Source organism: Streptomyces gardneri (assembly GCF_006539185.1).
GTDB lineage: Bacteria > Actinomycetota > Actinomycetes > Streptomycetales > Streptomycetaceae > Streptomyces > Streptomyces gardneri.
Map to the genome: position 1 here is coordinate 33,072 of NZ_BJMN01000061.1, position 15,152 is coordinate 48,223.

The window sequence follows — 15,152 nt, forward strand, 5'->3', positions numbered from 1 at the left end:
TTCCGCCTTCATCGTTCTCATCGTGGGGTGAGCTGGTCGGGGGTGGTGCGGGGCGGCGGCGCCGGGAGGGCGGCCGCGTGCCGGACCCGGCCCGCACCGAGGCGCCGGGCAACCGCGCCGTAGGCCCTGCGCAGGAGGTGCGCCAGCCAGGCGCAGCCCATGGCGAGCGCCGGCAGCGGGTCGTCGGCCGCGAACCAGGCGCGCTCGGTGCGCGGCCGCCGGCCGCCCCCGGGCTCGGCCGCGTACCGGCGGCGAGGGGAGGTGACGAGCGAGAGCGCCGCGTAGTTCTCGACGACGAACCGGCGGCCGTACGCGGGGGAGTGCGGCGGCACCGGACGGCCCGTCAGGTCCAGGTGCGCCGCCCGGACGACGTCCAGGTCCTCGGCGTCGGTGAAGAGCCGGAACTGCGCGCCGGGCCGGGGGTTGAAGTCGAGCAGGTGGTACGCGCCCGTGGACCGGTCGAGCCGGAAGTCCAGGTCGCACACGCCCCGGTAGTCGAGCGCGTCGAGCAGCTCGCGGGCCGCCCGCTCCACGGCCGGGTTCTCCGTCCAGCGGCCCACGGCCGTCAGACCGGCGCCGTCGGGCCAGGAGCGCTCCTTGCGTCCCGTGGCCCCCGTCGCGCAGCGGCCGGCGGAGTCCACGTACCCGTGGAAGAACCAGTCCAGGTCCCGGCCCGCCGGGAGGAGCTCCTGGAGCAGCAGCTTGCTCCCGGCCTCGGGAGTGCGGCCGTACAACTCCCGCACCTCCGCGAGGGACCGCACGATCGAGGTGCTGCGCAGCCCGCGGCCGGTCGGCAGCAGCCAGGGCCTGCTCCACTTGGCGATCACCGGCAGGCCCAGCGACCAGGCCATGGCGGCGGCCTCGTCGGCGCCGGTGGGGAGTTCGGTACGGGGATGGGGCAGGCCGAGCGCCGCGCAGGTCCTGGCGAGCCCGGCCTTGTCCGCGACCCGCAGGAGCTGTTCCTCGGTCTGCTCGGGCAGCAGGAAGCGCGGGGCGAGATCGGCCCGCCGCCGGGCCAGGGCGAGGGCGCTGACGTCGTCCAGGGGTACGGCCAGTACGGGATGTGACGGCCCGTCGGGATCGGTGCCGTCGAACTCGTCGGCGATCCGGTTCAGCAGGGCCGCGAGCTCGACGGAGGACGACGTCGCCGGGCCCGTGCGGGCCGAGCGGAGATATCGGGACCGGGCGACCGGACTGGTGCTCGATTCGATGACGGCGTGGACCGGAATTCCCGCCCGCCCCAGCGATCGCGCGGCGCCGAGAGTGCCGTGATGGAAGGGGTTCCGGTCGAGCCGCACGAGGACGGTGGGAACGCGGGTGTCGAAACTCTGACGGCGCGGCACGGCATGCCCTTCATCTCGGGTGCCCCAACTGGGCGATGAAATCCTCTAATGGACTACTGATCAGAGGGAAGCCGAGTTCACGGTCGGCTCATTAGGAATACTTTCGGAGCATCGGATTGACGGATCATCAAAAAGCGAGAGACGTGAAGGAGCGGCCATGGCAGCTGCACAGCGGAGAACATCGAGAGCGTGGCTGGGGGTGTTCACCGCCGGCCTCCTCGCCTCGGGGTCGGTCGTCCTGTCGTCCCCGGTCCACGCCACCGAATCCGTAACGACGAAGGACCCCGGTCCGACTCTCTCCAGCGCCATGGGAGCCTTCCTCGACTCGGGCGCGCTCGGGGTCGCCCGCATCGGGCAGCTCGAACGATGGCTCGGCGGCCGCGAACTCCGCGTCGGCCACACCTACCTGCCGGGCGACCTCTGGAAGAACATCGAGGGCCCGCCCGGCTTCCTCGACGCCTGGGCGGACTGGCGCAACGAGAAGGACGACCGGCTCTTCGTCCTCAACGTCCCCATGCTGGAGCGGAACGAGGCCGGCGTCTCCGACTACGAGGTCCGCCGCCAGCTCCAGCTGGGCGCGGCCGGGTACTACGACCACCACTTCACGGCCCTCGCCGAGCGGCTCGTCCGGCTCCGGGCGACCGACACCGTCATCGTCCTCGGCTGGGAGATGAACGGCACGACGTACACCCACCGGTGCGCGCCGGACCCCACGGCCTGGAAGAAGTACTGGAACCGCATCGTCACCGCGATGCGCTCCGTCCCTGGCCAGGAGTTCCGCTTCGACTTCAACCCGAGCCGCGGCCGGGACGCCGTGCCGTGGACCGAGTGCTACCCGGGCGACGACGTCGTCGACATCATCGGCATGGACTCGTACGATCAGCCGCCGGGAATGAGTTTCGACGAACACGTGAGCGAGCCGTACGGGCTCCAGAAGCAGGTCGATTTCGCCGCGGAACACGGAAAGCAGATCTCCTATCCCGAATGGGGGCTCTTCCGTAACGGCGACAATCCCGTGTACATGCGGCGCATGCTGGAATGGATGAAGCAGCACAAGCCGCTGTACCACACGATCACGGACTACTGTCCGCACGGCGTCTGGCAGTGCGACGACAATCCGCGGTCGTCGCTGGTGTTCCGGCAGGCGCTGTTCGGAACGGAGCCGGAGCTCCCAGAGATCCCGGAAATCCCTGTGGACCCTGTGGACCCTGTGGACCCTGTGGACCCGGTGGATCCGGTGGATCCTGTCGACCCCGTGGATCCGGTTGACCCTGTCGACCCCGTCGATCCTGTCGACCCGGTGGATCCTGTCGACCCGGTGGACCCGGTGGACCCTGTGGACCCGGTGGACCCGGTGGACCCGGTGGACCCGGTGGACCCGGTGGACCCGGTGGACCCTGTGGACCCTGTGGACCCGGTGGATCCTGTCGACCCCGTGGATCCGGTTGACCCTGTCGACCCCGTCGATCCTGTCGACCCGACCGACCCCGTCGAGCCGACAGACCCGACGGTCCCGGTGCCGAAGCCCGAGCCGAATCCTGAGCCCAAGCCGGAACCGAAGCCGGAGCCCAAGCCCGAGCCCAAGCCCGAGCCGAAGCCGGAGCCCAAGCCGGAACCGAAGCCCGAGCCCAAGCCTGAACCGAAGCCTGAACCGAAGCCTGAACCGAAGCCCGAGCCGAAGCCTGAGCCCAAGCCGGAGCCCAAGCCCGAGCCGAAGCCTGAGCCCGAGCCCAAGCCCGAGCCCAAGCCCGACTGCTGGACCGTGAACCTCGGTTCGTGGGTCGAGAGTTGGATCGGTGGTCCCGTCTGTGTCCCGAAGAGCTCCTGGAAGGACGAGCTCGACCTCGACTGGAAGGACGCGCTGAAGGGCGTCTGGCCCTTCTGACCCGGCCGGGTCGGATCCGGACGGCGGCGGAGATCAGCCGCCGCCGTTCGGCGTCCGTCCGGGGAGTCGGGCCAGTACACGTCCCACCCAGGCCCGCTCCCGGGCCTGGCGGGCCGCCCAGCGGCGGCCGTCGGCCGCGCCCGCGCGCAGCCACAGGAGCGGGGCCGTACGCCGTCCGGCGAGCATCAGCCGCTGGTTGCGGACGGCCTCGGGGCGCCAGTGCTGCTTGTACGCCTCGGTGCCGCGCAGCATGCTCAGCGTGGCCCGCCCGCCGGTGCTGGTCTCGCGGGCGCCGTGGCGCAGCAGCATCGTCGCCACGTCGACCTTGCGGGCCCGCAGCGCCGGGTCGGCGCCGTACAGATAGCCGCCGGCGAGCCGGGGGGACATCAGCGTCAGGTCGGCCGCCACCACGTCCCCGGCGAGCCGGAACTCGGTGACCATCGCGTCGCCGCGCTCCACCATGGGCCGCACGGCCCGCGTGAGGTGCTGGGCGAAGCGGCTGCTCGTGTGCTCGGCGGTCACCCCCCGCCCCTGCCACTGGAGCTGGTGGAGCTTCAGGAGCCGGTCGAGGGCGGCCGGGACCTCGTCGCCGGTCACGACGTGCGAGTCGATGCCGAGGGCGTCGAGCTTGCGGAGCTTGGCGCGGACCCGCTGCGCCTTCCCGGAGGGGATCCGTTCGAGCAGCCCCTCCATGGGGACGGCGGGCAGCTCCAGGCACAGCGAGTCGGGCAGTCGTCGGCGCGGCCCGCGCCAGTGCGCGAAGACCCGCTCGGTGGCCGCGCCGGGGCGTACCTCCCGCAGGTCGACGACCGCGCCCCCGGCCGCCCGGGCGAGCGCCCGGGCCAGGGCGGCCGCCGCCTCGGGGCAGTCGTCGTCGAGGAGCACGTCCGTGAAGTCGGTGATGGTGCCGCCGAGCTGGGTGAGGACGGGCAGCGGCCCGCCGGCCCGCATCAGGGGCGCGGCGGCGACGAGTTCGCCGCTCTCCCGTCGTACGAGCACCACCCGCAGCGCACCGGGCCGCCCGTAGGAGAGCCACCAGGAGTGCAGCCAGGAGTGGGACTGGAAGGGGGTGGCGGAGGAGCAGCGCCCGTACAGCGCCGTCCACTCGGCCGCCAGCCCCCCGAACCGCTCCTCGTCACGGCAGATCTCGGTCCGCAGCGCTCTCGGGGTCACACCGCCTCCGGTTCCGGCTGGTGCGAGGCGACCGCGGGGGCGGGCACCGCGGCGGACGCGCCCGTGGCGGGGGCGGTGGCCTGCCGGGAGTGCCGCGCCTCGCCGCGCGGGGTGCCGCGCTTCGGGCGGACGAGGAGGACCAGGCCGCCGAGGAGCCCGCCCGCACAGCCGCCGACGAGCGCGGAGAGCGGCGCCGAAGGGGACACCGGCGCGACCGGCTTGGTGGCGCGCGAGAACTGGACGACCTTGACGCCCGTGCTGCCCGCGACGTGCGTGCTGTTGAGGACGAGCGCGCGGGCCACCCCGTCGGCCATGGACACGGCCTTCGCGGGCTTCTCGGCCCGGGCGGTGATCGAGATCATCGGCGCGTCCGGGGAGGTCGCCGCCTGCACGCTCTTGCGCAGGGTGTCGGCGGTGACGCCCGCCCACACCTGGGCGTCGCCGGTCACCGCGATGTCGGTGGCGACCCGCCCGTAGGCCTGGGCGAAGCCCAGCGCCGCGGCCGGGTCGGACTTCTCGGCCGGTACGACGATGACGTAGCTGATCGCCGCGTACTGCGGGGTCTTGAGCGCTCCGTATCCGCCGCCGAGCACCGCTCCGGCGAGGACGGCGGCGGGGAGCACGGCCCAGCGGCCGGGGCGGCGGAGGCCGGCGGGCGGGAAGGTGCGGGTTGGGGTGGTGTTCATCGTGCGGGCTCTCTCACTTCGCGGGGGAGGGGGTGCCGTGGACGGCCTGGTCGTAGAGGGACATCAACTGCCCCGCGCTGCGCGCGATGTCGTAGCGGCGGGCGGCCGCCGGCTGCGGGAGCCGGGCGAGCCGGGCGTCCCGGATACCGCGCAGCGCGGAGATCAGCTCGGGCACGGACTCGCCGATCCGGCGCGCGCCCGGAGCCGCGTCCGGCGGCAGGTCGTCGATCGCGGGGCAGGCCACGTAGAGCACGGGAAGGCCCGCGGCCAGCGCCTCGACGACCGCGAGGCCGAAGGTCTCGTCGGGGGACGTGGACACGAAGGCGTCCATGGCGGAAAGCAGTTCGGGCAGCGAGGGGCCGGGCGAGGCGACGGACGGCGGGTCCTCGCAGGCCCCGGCGAGCAGCACCCGGTCGGCGGCCCCGCACTCCCCGGCCACCCGCAGCAGCTCCTCGCGGTGCTGGCCCTCGCCGACGAGGAGCAGCCGGGCCTCCGGCACCGAGGCCACGGCCCGGACGAGCCGGTCGAACCGCTTCCCCGGCGTGAGCCGCCCGACGCCGCCGACGACGTAGGCGTCCTCGGGGATGCCGAGGGCGCCGCGGGTGAGGCGGCGGGCGCGGGCGTCGAAGGCGAAGCGGCCGGTCTCGATGCCGTTGGGCACGACCTGGATACGGGCCGGGGGCACCCCCCAGTCGGCGAGGCGGCGGGCCACGCTGGGCGAGACGGCGACCGTGGACGTGCCGAGCCGTTCGGAGGCCAGGTACAGGGCGCGGGTGCCTGCGGAGAGCGGGCGGCCCTCGATCTGGGCCTCACCGAGCGAGTGCTCGGTGGCGATGACCCGGCGGACCCCGGCGAGCCGGGCCGCGAGCCTGCCGTACACGCACGCCCGGTAGAGGTGCGTGTGGACGAGGTCGTAGCGGCCCTGGCGGACGATCCGCGCGAGGCGGGGGAGCGCGCCGAGGTCGCGGTTGCCGGCCATGCCCAGGTGGGTGACGGGGGTGCCGTCGGCCTCGATGCCCGCGGCCACCGCTCCGGGGTTGGTGAGGGTCACCACCCCGTGCTGGACGGGGAGGTGGCGAAGGAGGAGCCGCAGCTGCTGCTCGGCGCCGCCGATGCCGAGCCCGGTGATGACGTGCAGGACCTTCATGGCGCACCGACCACGGCGGGTCCGGCCTGGGCCTGCGAGGGGAAGACGTCGACGGGATGGCGGCGGCGTAGCGGGTGCAGCACGCGTTTGGCCGTGAGCCGCCAGGACGTGTCGTCCTCGCCGATGTGGATGCGGGGCAGGGCGTACGCGCTGGTGTGCGGCCCGGGGTCGATCGCGCAGGCGTGGCGGTAGCCGGCCTTCCGCACGGCGTGGATGACGCGCGGGTCGACCTTCCCGTACGGGTAGCAGAAGCCGTCCACGGTGTCGCCGGTCATCTCCTCCAGGAGCTCGCGGCTGCGCCGGGTCTCGTCCGCGAGCGCCGTGTCGTCGACCTCGGTGAGCGCGACGTGGGTCAGACCGTGGGAGCCGATCTCCATGCCGGCCTCCGCGATCCGCAGGATGCCGTCCTCGTCGAGGAGCGTCTTGCGCGGGCCCTCGGTGTCCCAGGCGTTCTCGCCGCCGAGCCGGCCCGGCAGGACGTACACGGTGGCGGTGAAGCCGTGGCGGCGCAGCAGCGGCAGCGCCGAGTCGAGGAAGTCGGCGTAGCCGTCGTCGAAGGTGAGGCCGACCAGCCCCTTGGCGCGCCCGGCCGCGGTGGCGGCGAGCAGCTCCCGCACCGAGACCCCGCGCAGCCCCCGGTCGCCGAGCCAGTGCATCTGCCGGGCGAAGCGGACGGGGGAGACGGTCACGCGGTACGGGTCGTCACCGGGGTCCGTGATCGAGTGGTACATCGCCACCCACAGGGGCGGTTTCACCCACAGGGGCGGCTTCGGCAGCAGTCGGCGCAGCGCGGTGGGGGCGGGCATGGTCGGTCCTCCGGGAGGCGGAGCGGGGCAGGGGCGGAATCTCCGGCGCCTTGGCGGCGCAGGCGATGAAGAGCAGGAAGACGCCGACGACGACGGCGGTGGCGACGGTGACGGAGAGGGCGGGGGAGTCGATCGCGACGGAGCAGAGCCAGCCGGCGCCGGTGGCCCACGCGCCGGCGGTGGCGAGCCGGAGGAGCCCTTCGCCGAGCCGGTCGACCCGGACCGGCACGGCCTGGCGGTGTGCGCCGCGCAGCAGCAGGACGGCGGAGCAGGTGATGCCGAGGGCGTTGGCGGCGGCGATGCCGACGGAGCCCCAGTAGTGGGCTCCGGGGATCCCGGCGACGGTGGTCGTGGCGAGCCCTGCGGCCATGGCGGCGGCCGGGAACCAGAGGGGGCGGGCGGCGGAGAAGTAGCAGCGGACGAGGGCGCCGACCATGGTCTGGCCGAGGAGGCCGAGGGAGTAGACGCGCATGACGGCGGCGGTGGCGACGGTGTCCGTGCGGTCGAACTCTCCCCGCTCGAAGAGGAGTTCGACGATCTTGGGGGCGGCGGCGATCACCGTCGAGGCGCCGACGAGCACGACGACGGCGGCGAGCAGCAGATCCCGCTCGACCCGGCGGCGGGCCGCCTCGGTATCGCCCGCCGCGAGCGCGCGGGCGACCACGGGGAAGCTGACCGTGCACAGCATCAGGGAGAGGATCATCGGCATCTGCGCGACCTTCTGCGCGTAGTTCAGATGCGAGATGGCCCCGGCGGGCAGCGGCGAGGCGAGGAACCGCTCGATGAGCGTCTGGGACTGCCGGCAGAGCGAGAAGGCGACGACGGGCGCGATGAGGCCGAGGACCAGGATGCGCCCCTCCTGCCCGCCCCGCCCGCCGTCGGGCGCGAGCGTGGTCGGCTCTTCCTTCGGCACCGGGCGGGCTCGCAGCTCGCGGAGGAGCGACGGGGCCTGGACGAGGACCATCAGGACCCCGCCGACCGCGACCCCGGCGGCGGCGGACCGCACGCCCCACGGTTCGCGCAGCACCAGGATCGTGCCGATGATGCCGACGTTGTACGCGACGTAGATCGCGGCCGGCGGCAGGAAGCAGCCGTGCGCGCGGAGCGCGGCCGAGCAGTACCCCACCAGCGCGAAGGACAGCACGCAGGTCGCGGTCAGCCGGGTGCAGTCGATGGCGAGCCGCGGGTCGGGCAGGCCGGGCGCGAGGGCGGAGACGATCAGCGGCGCCGCCAGGATGAGAGCGGTGGCGGCGACGGCGACGGCGAGGGTGAGCCGCGGGAGCGTGCCGCGCACGAGGGCCCGCACCGGATCCCCGAACAGGCTGCCCGAACGGCGGGCGAGCGCCCGGGAGAAGGCCGGGACCAGGATCAGCGCGAGCGCGTCCTCGATGAGCAGCGTCGAGGCGAACTCGGGTACCGTCCACGCCACCAGGAAGGCGTCCGTCTCGGCGCCCGCGCCGAAGTACCCGGCGAGGATCTGGTCGCGTACGAGCCCGAGCAGGGCCCCGAGGGCGGTGAGCACGGCGGTCACGGCCGCGGCCTTGGCGAGGAAGCCGCGCCCCTGCACCCGGTCGGCCCCGGCCCGCTCCCGTGCCCGGGCGTGCGCCCGACGGCCGCGCGGAGCCTGAGCCCGCACCGTGTCCGTCCGCACCCGGTCGGCCCGTACTCCGCCCGCCCGTACGGCCGTCTCCGTCGCCGTCCCCGTCCCGGCCCCTGGCAGCGCCGAGGCCTCCGAGGCCCACGGGGAGTCCGTGGGGATCGGAGGCGCGGTCGACCAGGGGTCGGTCAGCGGGGTGCCGCAGGGCGGCCGGGAAGCGGGGCGAGGGGCGCCGGGCCACGGGGTGTCCGTGGGCTCCGGCTCCCCGGCCCACGGGTCACGCACGCCGCACCTCCGCCAGCGACCACCAGGCCGCCAGGCCGAAGACGACCGACATCAGCACCGTCGAGGGGCCGCCGATGTCCGCGTAGAAGAAGTCGATGAGCTGCCAGGCCAGCAGACCCGACGCGACGAGCGCGCAGTCCGCGCCGAGGCGTCGCCGCCGCAGCGCGCCGACGAGCAGCGCCACCCAGCTGCCCGCCAGCGCGAACAGCCCGAGGAGGCCCTGCTCGCTGAGCACCAGCAGGTACATGTTGTGCGGGGACAGCAGCGGCTGTCGCTGGAAGGCGGCGCCCGCGCCGGCCGTGTCGCTGCCGGAGGAGAGCGCGAGCGAGGCGTTCGAGTCGCGGTACGCGGGGAAGCCCTTGAGGCCGACGCCCGTGACCGGCTCCGTGCTCCACATCCGCCCGGCCGCCGCCCACATCGTGTACCGGTCCGTCACCGACTGGTCCGGCGCCGCCGCCACCTGCGTGATGCTGGCGACCCGCTCCTTCACCATCGCCGAGCCGATGCCGAGACCGCCGACGAGCACGACCCCGAGCGCCCCGGCCGCGAGCGCCACCCGCGCCGCCCGGCGCGGCCCGGCGAGCAGCAGCTGGATCCCGCAGGCGAGCACGGTCGCGATCCACGCGCCCCGGCTGAAGGACAGCACCAGCGGCAGGAAGAGCAGCCCCGCGCAGACCAGCGCCGCCGTCCGGGTCCGGCCGGGCCGGCTGCCGAGCGCGATCCCGGTGACGACGACGAGCCCGTACGACACGACCGTCGCCATGCCCATCACATCGGTCGGCCCGAACGTGCCGACGGCCCGGATGTCCTCACCCATGTACGAGGCGCCCGTACCGGTCAGGTACTGGACGACCCCCACCGCGCCCTGGAGCAGCGCGAGCCCGACGAGCCCCCAGGCGACCACGGCGAAGTCCCGCCGGTCGCGGATCATCAGGAGCACGGCCGCCGGGACGAGGACGAAGATCTGTACGTAGCGGGCGACGCCCGGCAGGCTCGCCGCCGGGTCGTTCGAGGTGATCGCGGCCAGGCAGATCCCGAGGACGGGCAGGCCGAGGACGACGGCCGCCGCCCGGGTCAGCGGCCGGGCGCCGCCGCGCAGCAGCCGCACGAGGCAGATCAGGACGAGGAGCCCGGAGGCCGCGTCCGCGATCGTGCCCGTGCCGCCGGTGCCGCCCTGCGCGCCGCCGCCGCCCGGGACGAGCAGCAGCGCGATCACGGCGAGGACCGGGGACAGCGCCCCGGCCCGACGGGCCCAGTCCCGTACCTCGGGGTGGACCGCCGGCCGCGGCGACCCGATCCGTACGTCCGGTTCGAGCGCCGGCACCGGTGTCACGGCCGTGGCCATCCTCAGCTCCCTGTGGGTCGGACGAGCCCGGCCGCCGTGCGCAGCAGGATGCAGACGTCCTGCCAGAGCGACCAGTGGTCGATGTAGTGGTTGTCGAAGCGGCAGCGGTCCTCGATCGAGGTGTCGCCGCGCAGCCCGTGCACCTGCGCCAGACCGGTCAGCCCCACCGGCATCCGGTGCCGGGCCGCGTAACCGGTGTGGATCTTGCTGAACTGGGCGACGAAGTACGGGCGTTCGGGCCGCGGGCCGACCAGGCTCATGTCCCCGCGCAGGATGTTCCACAGCTGCGGCAGCTCGTCCAGCGAGCTCTTGCGCAGGAAGCTGCCGGCCGCGCTCATCCGCCGGTCGCCCGCCACGTTCCAGCGGGTCGCCGACTCGGTGTCGTCGGTGGGCCGCAGCGTACGGAACTTGAGGAGCGTGAAGTGGCGGCCGTGCTGGCCCACCCGCTCCTGCCGGAAGAGGACTCCCGGACCGTCCGAGAGTCGCACGGCGAGCGCGCACAGCAGCAGCACCGGCAGCGCGAGCGCCAGCGCGGGCGCGGCGAGCGCGATGTCCAGCGCACGCTTGGCGGTCAGCCCGCGGCGCTCGCCCAACGGGACGATGCGGTGCCGGGCGTACCCCCACAGGTGCTCGCCCATCGGGCCGCTCTGCCGCTCGCCGCCCACCCGCCACGTCGTGCAGCCGTAGTGCTGGAAGAGCGTCACCAGGCCCGGGTCGTCGTCGAGGAACACCGCGTCGCACACGCTGTTCTGGATGACGGCCCGGTGGATCTCCTCGGTCGTGGTGAGCACCGGAAGCCCGGCCTCCCCGACCGACCGGGGAGCGCCGCCCTGCTCCGGCACACCGACGATCCCGACCGGCCGCATCCCGTACTCGGGGTGCTGCGCCGCCGCGGCGGCGAACCGGCGCGCGGCCCCCGCCCCGCCGACGACCAGCGCCGAGCGCGGCCGCTCCCGCGCCACCCGCCGCCTGCGCGCCAGGAGCAGCGCGCGGACCAGGCACACGACGGCGACGTGCGTGCCGTACGCGGCGCCGAGCCGCAGCGGCCCGATCACGAGCACCGGGGAGTACGCGGCGACGACGGCCGCCGCCAGACACCAGGCGACCCCGGCGCGGGAGGCGAGCGCGGGCAGCTCGTCGAGCAGCCGGGTGTGCGCCGCCGGCCGGTACAGCCCGCCGTGCCCGTCGAGGACGAGGACGAGCGCCGCGATCGGCAGCAGCAGCCGGGCGTCGTGGTGCACCGCGCCCAGCAGCGAGGCGGCGGCCAGGACGGCGAGGCAGTCGACGGCCGCGAGCGGCGCGACGCCGGACCGCCGCCGGACGGGACGGCGCGGCAGTGGGAGCCGGTCCGTCGCGGCGCGGCGCGGTGCGAGGGAGGCGAGGCCGAAGGCCTGGCCCGCCGTGGGCCAGGGGCCCGAGGAAGGAACGCTGGTACTTTCCGTGGTCACTGCGCAATCGGCTCTCTGTGTTCGGCCCCCCGCACCCCGGCGAGTTCGCGGTAGACGCCCGCGACAGCCGCGCCGGTGCGCCGGACATCGAAAGTGCTCAGTACGTGGTGGTGGGCCTCGCGGCCCAGTCGGTGCCTCAGTTCCGGCCTGCCGAGGAGGCGGCCGAGAGCGGCGGCGAGCGCGGCCGGGTCCTCGGGCGGGACCAGGCACAGGGATGTGTGGGCGGGCGGCAGGCTCTCGCGCGCCCCGTCCACGTCGCTGACGACGACCGGCCGGCCGCTCGCCATGGCCTCCAGGGGCGCGAGCGCCATGCCCTCCCAGCGGGACGGCAGGACGACCACGTCGGCGGCCCGGTACCAGGGGACGGTGTCGTCGACGGCGCCGGTGAAGCGGACCGAGGGGCCTGCCGCCGCGCGCAGCCGTTCGCCGTCCGGGCCGTCGCCGACCAGGACGAGACGGGCCGTCGGCACCTCCGCGAGGACGGCGGGCCAGGCGGCGAGCAGGACGTCCTGCCCCTTCTGGCGGCAGAGCCGGCCCACGCAGACGACGGTGGGTACGGGATTGCCGGGCGGTCCCTCGGTCGCGAACCGGGCCACGTCCACACCGTTGTGGACGACGGACCAGTCCGCCCTGACCCCGGCCGCCTCGCCGGTACGGCGCTCGGCCTCGCTCACGCAGAGGATCCGGTCCGCCCAGCGGGCGCCGAACCGCTCCCAGCGGCGGGCGAGCGACGCGGTCGTCCCGGTCACCGCCTCGAAGGACCAGGCGTGCGGCTGATACACCGTCGGAATCCGTCCGCGCAGGGCGAGTCGGGCGCACAGCCCGGCCTTGGCGCTGTGCGCGTGGACGAGTGCGGGACCGACGGCACGGATCACCCGCGCCAGCTCCCTCGTCTCGCGGACCAGTCCGGGACCGGGGTCCCGGCCGGCCCGCCAGTCGTGGGTATCGGCGCCCTCGGCGCGGACGGCGGCGGACAGGACTGTGCCGGGCGGGCAGGCGACCGCGACCCGCAGGCCGGCGGCGCGCTGGGCACGGACCAGGTCGACGACGACACGGGCGACCCCGCCGTCCCCGGGCTGGACCGCGTGCAGGACGGTGACGGACGCGGAGTCCGGCGCTTCCGGCGCTCGTGAAGGCCGCACGTCAGCGCCGGACGTCAGCCTGGAGGAAGAGCGCACCGAGCCAGACGGTGTCCTTCCGGCTGCCGAACCGGACGTGGACACGATCGGCCCCCTCGCGCATCGCCCCCCGGAGATCGAACACGTCGGAGTCGTACCCCAGAGTGTTCGTACCATCGGGATGACGGACTGTCCGACCGGTGCCGAATTCGCTGATGCTGGAGTTCATGACGTCGTCGGAGGAATTAGCGGAATCGGCCATTCGGACGCTCTTGGACGAGCTTGTCTCGACCGCCAGGTAATCACCGGAAGTGCCGCGGTCACCGTCATAGGCGATCACTCCGAGCCGCCCGCCCGTGCCCTTCGGATAACGGTTTCCGTCGACCGGCACGCGCAGCTCACCGGTCCCCGGACCGACCGTTTCGAAACCGTCCCAGACGGCCAGTCGGCGCAGCGGCTCCGAGGCCTTCTCGTACGCGGCGACGAGCGTCCAGCCGCCCCAGCCGCCGACCTTCGAACGCCCCATGGCCACGTTGACCTGGGCGACGGTCCACTGGCCCGAGCGGGACGAGCGGACGAGCTCGGTGACGTCGGCGGAGGCCTGGAAGGCGTCGGCGCCGTCGGCGGTGCGGTGACCGATCAGGGTGTCGGCGAGCAGCGCCTTGTACTGGCCGCCGGGCTCGGCGATCAGGACGCGCCCGTTGTCCGCGGGTGGCTTCTGCTCGCCCACGCGCAGGTTCCCGCCCCAGTACAGCCGGGCCCAGCTGACCCGGGCGCCCGAGGGCACCCGGAGCTCGGCGCGGCTGGAGTTGTAGGTGTTGGGGTCGCTGTCCACGTCGACGTACGTGATCGAGGAGTCGTCGTTGACCGACTCGGTGCCCTTCAGGCCCTTCGCCGAGGTGTTGGCGGTCCGCACGATCCCGCCGTGCTGCTCGGCCTCGTACCGCGGCGCGAAGGGGACGCGGGCGGCCTCACCGGGCCGGGGCGGCGCGGCGGCGGAGGCGGCCGGCAGCGCGGCGGACAGGACCGCACACGACAGGGCGCACAACACACTGCGACGCACAGCAGGAAACGCTGAATTCCGCATAGAGGTTCTCCGCTTTGATGAGAGGAGGAGGGGAAGACCCGAGAAGGCCGGGAGAGGGGAAGGTGTCGTCCGCACGAAATGGGTGAACGCGCGGCCGGCCCGGAAGCAACGTTCGGGAACGTTATAACCCCGACGCGGGGCGATAGTAAGCATTAGATGCTCGGAAACGCTAACTCCCGTATCTGCGCGGCAGGTTCCTCGTTGAGCGTGTTGCGCCATTCCACGCCCAGTCGCTCCAATGGCCCTCTTATGGCCCAAAGATCGGTTGAACGTCACCCGTTCGGGAGAGCAACCGATGAAAGCCCGATGCGTTGTTGAGGGAGCCGGGCCGAACAGTCCGCGCAGTCCGAGTTGGATGAATTCGATCGAGGAGCTCTTCTCCATGTCCCGTATCGCCAAGGCCGTTGTCCTGACCGTGGGTGCCGCCGCCGCCGTCGCCGGTGCCGCCGGTGTCGCCGCTGCCGACTCCATCGCCGAGGGTGCGGCCGTGAAGTCCCCGGGCGTCGGCTCCGGCAACGTCGTCCAGGTCCCGGTCCACATCCCGGTCAACGTCTGCGGCAACACCGTCAGCGTCATCGGCGCGCTGAACCCGACCTTCGGCAACTTCTGCGCCAACGTCTGATCTCGCACAGCGGATCGGTCCTTCCGAAGCCGGTGCGCCCACCCCCATCGGGGTGGGCGCACCGGCTTTTTCCTTGCGGGGACTGGTGGGCTACTCGTTCGGCCGCACCGTCGTGCGCCGTTCGGTGCAACGGCGTACGCCCCTTCGAGGGGCAGTTCGGGCGGGGGATTCACTCGAACGGAGACGTGGCGCTCAGTAGTTCCCCGGTTGCGGAGGGCTATACCCGCAGGCACGGTGGGAGGGAAGTTGTCCGACGCATCAGGAAAAGGAACACAAGTGCGTCCCCTGGCTACACGCCGAATCACCGCCCTGGCGATATCCGCCGCCATCACCCTCGGCGCGGCGGGACCCGCCGTCGCCGGCGAACACCATCCGTCCTCCGCGGCCGACCGGGCCGCCCACGCGCCCCTCCCCGAAGCCGCCGCCCTGCTGACCCAGGCCGAGGCGCTCGGAGACCTCGGCTCCGTGACGACCCCCGTGACCGAACTCGTCACGGCCGCCCTCAAAGCCGACGCGGGCCAGCTGCCCGCGGCCGACGCCGACGTCCTCAAGACGAAGATCGCGGCGGCCGTCGAACAGGCCAAGGAAACGGCCCCGGCCCCCCTGCCGG

At 73.8% G+C, this 15,152-nt stretch carries 12 protein-coding genes and 1 pseudogene; 3 read left to right on the forward strand and 10 right to left on the reverse strand.

Going from position 1 to position 15,152, the window contains the following annotated elements; translation table 11 throughout:
- Positions 1 to 17 precede the first annotated feature (17 nt).
- Positions 18 to 1,343 (reverse strand): carboxylate--amine ligase, encoded by a 1,326-nt coding sequence (locus SGA01_RS35770; RefSeq protein ID WP_141302104.1) that lies wholly within the window; start codon positions 1,341 to 1,343, stop codon positions 18 to 20.
- Positions 1,344 to 1,500: 157 nt separating this feature from the next.
- On the opposite strand from SGA01_RS35770, the gene SGA01_RS35775 reads away from it, so the two are divergent.
- On the forward strand, positions 1,501 to 3,228 hold the full coding sequence (locus SGA01_RS35775) for a glycoside hydrolase family 26 protein (protein WP_141302106.1): 1,728 nt from the start codon (positions 1,501 to 1,503) through the stop codon (positions 3,226 to 3,228).
- Between the two features lie 33 nt (positions 3,229 to 3,261).
- On the opposite strand, the gene SGA01_RS35780 is transcribed toward SGA01_RS35775, so the two are convergent.
- The 9 genes from SGA01_RS35780 to SGA01_RS35820 form a co-directional block, all read right to left on the reverse strand.
- Positions 3,262 to 4,401, reverse strand: a complete 1,140-nt coding sequence (locus SGA01_RS35780) for a GNAT family N-acetyltransferase (RefSeq protein WP_141302108.1) — start codon at positions 4,399 to 4,401, stop codon at positions 3,262 to 3,264.
- Positions 4,398 to 5,087, reverse strand: a complete 690-nt coding sequence (locus tag SGA01_RS35785) for a YveK family protein (protein ID WP_141302110.1) — start codon at positions 5,085 to 5,087, stop codon at positions 4,398 to 4,400. The genes SGA01_RS35780 and SGA01_RS35785 overlap by 4 nt, the downstream gene beginning before the upstream one ends.
- Before the next feature lie 13 nt (positions 5,088 to 5,100).
- Positions 5,101 to 6,234: a glycosyltransferase gene (locus SGA01_RS35790; protein WP_141302112.1), complete on the reverse strand. Its 1,134-nt coding sequence runs from the start codon at positions 6,232 to 6,234 to the stop codon at positions 5,101 to 5,103.
- Positions 6,231 to 7,040 (reverse strand): polysaccharide deacetylase family protein, encoded by an 810-nt coding sequence (locus SGA01_RS35795; protein WP_141302114.1) that lies wholly within the window; start codon positions 7,038 to 7,040, stop codon positions 6,231 to 6,233. The genes SGA01_RS35790 and SGA01_RS35795 overlap by 4 nt, the downstream gene beginning before the upstream one ends.
- Positions 6,937 to 8,676, reverse strand: coding sequence for a lipid II flippase MurJ (locus tag SGA01_RS35800; RefSeq protein WP_371866276.1), 1,740 nt, complete (start codon positions 8,674 to 8,676; stop codon positions 6,937 to 6,939). Before SGA01_RS35800 ends, SGA01_RS35795 begins: the two co-directional genes overlap by 104 nt.
- Positions 8,677 to 8,914: 238 nt before the next feature.
- Positions 8,915 to 10,267: an O-antigen ligase family protein gene (locus SGA01_RS35805; RefSeq protein ID WP_141302116.1), complete on the reverse strand. Its 1,353-nt coding sequence runs from the start codon at positions 10,265 to 10,267 to the stop codon at positions 8,915 to 8,917.
- A 2-nt stretch (positions 10,268 to 10,269) separates the two neighbouring features.
- The gene (locus SGA01_RS35810; RefSeq protein ID WP_141302118.1) at positions 10,270 to 11,715 is read right to left on the reverse strand and encodes a sugar transferase; all 1,446 of its coding nucleotides are present in this window, start codon (positions 11,713 to 11,715) and stop codon (positions 10,270 to 10,272) included.
- A complete protein-coding gene (locus tag SGA01_RS35815; RefSeq protein ID WP_141302120.1) occupies positions 11,712 to 12,857 on the reverse strand; it encodes a glycosyltransferase in 1,146 nt (381 codons plus the stop codon). The genes SGA01_RS35810 and SGA01_RS35815 overlap by 4 nt, the downstream gene beginning before the upstream one ends.
- 1 nt (position 12,858) lies before the next feature.
- Positions 12,859 to 13,896 (reverse strand): DUF3344 domain-containing protein, encoded by a 1,038-nt coding sequence (locus tag SGA01_RS35820; RefSeq protein ID WP_371866275.1) that lies wholly within the window; start codon positions 13,894 to 13,896, stop codon positions 12,859 to 12,861.
- Positions 13,897 to 14,302: 406 nt separating this feature from the next.
- Here SGA01_RS35820 and SGA01_RS35825 point away from each other — a divergent pair, with 406 nt between their 5' ends.
- Positions 14,303 to 14,542, forward strand: coding sequence for a chaplin (locus SGA01_RS35825; RefSeq protein WP_055646045.1), 240 nt, complete (start codon positions 14,303 to 14,305; stop codon positions 14,540 to 14,542).
- A 276-nt stretch (positions 14,543 to 14,818) separates the two neighbouring features.
- Positions 14,819 to 15,152, forward strand: a pseudogene (locus SGA01_RS35830) (hypothetical protein); the annotation flags it as partial.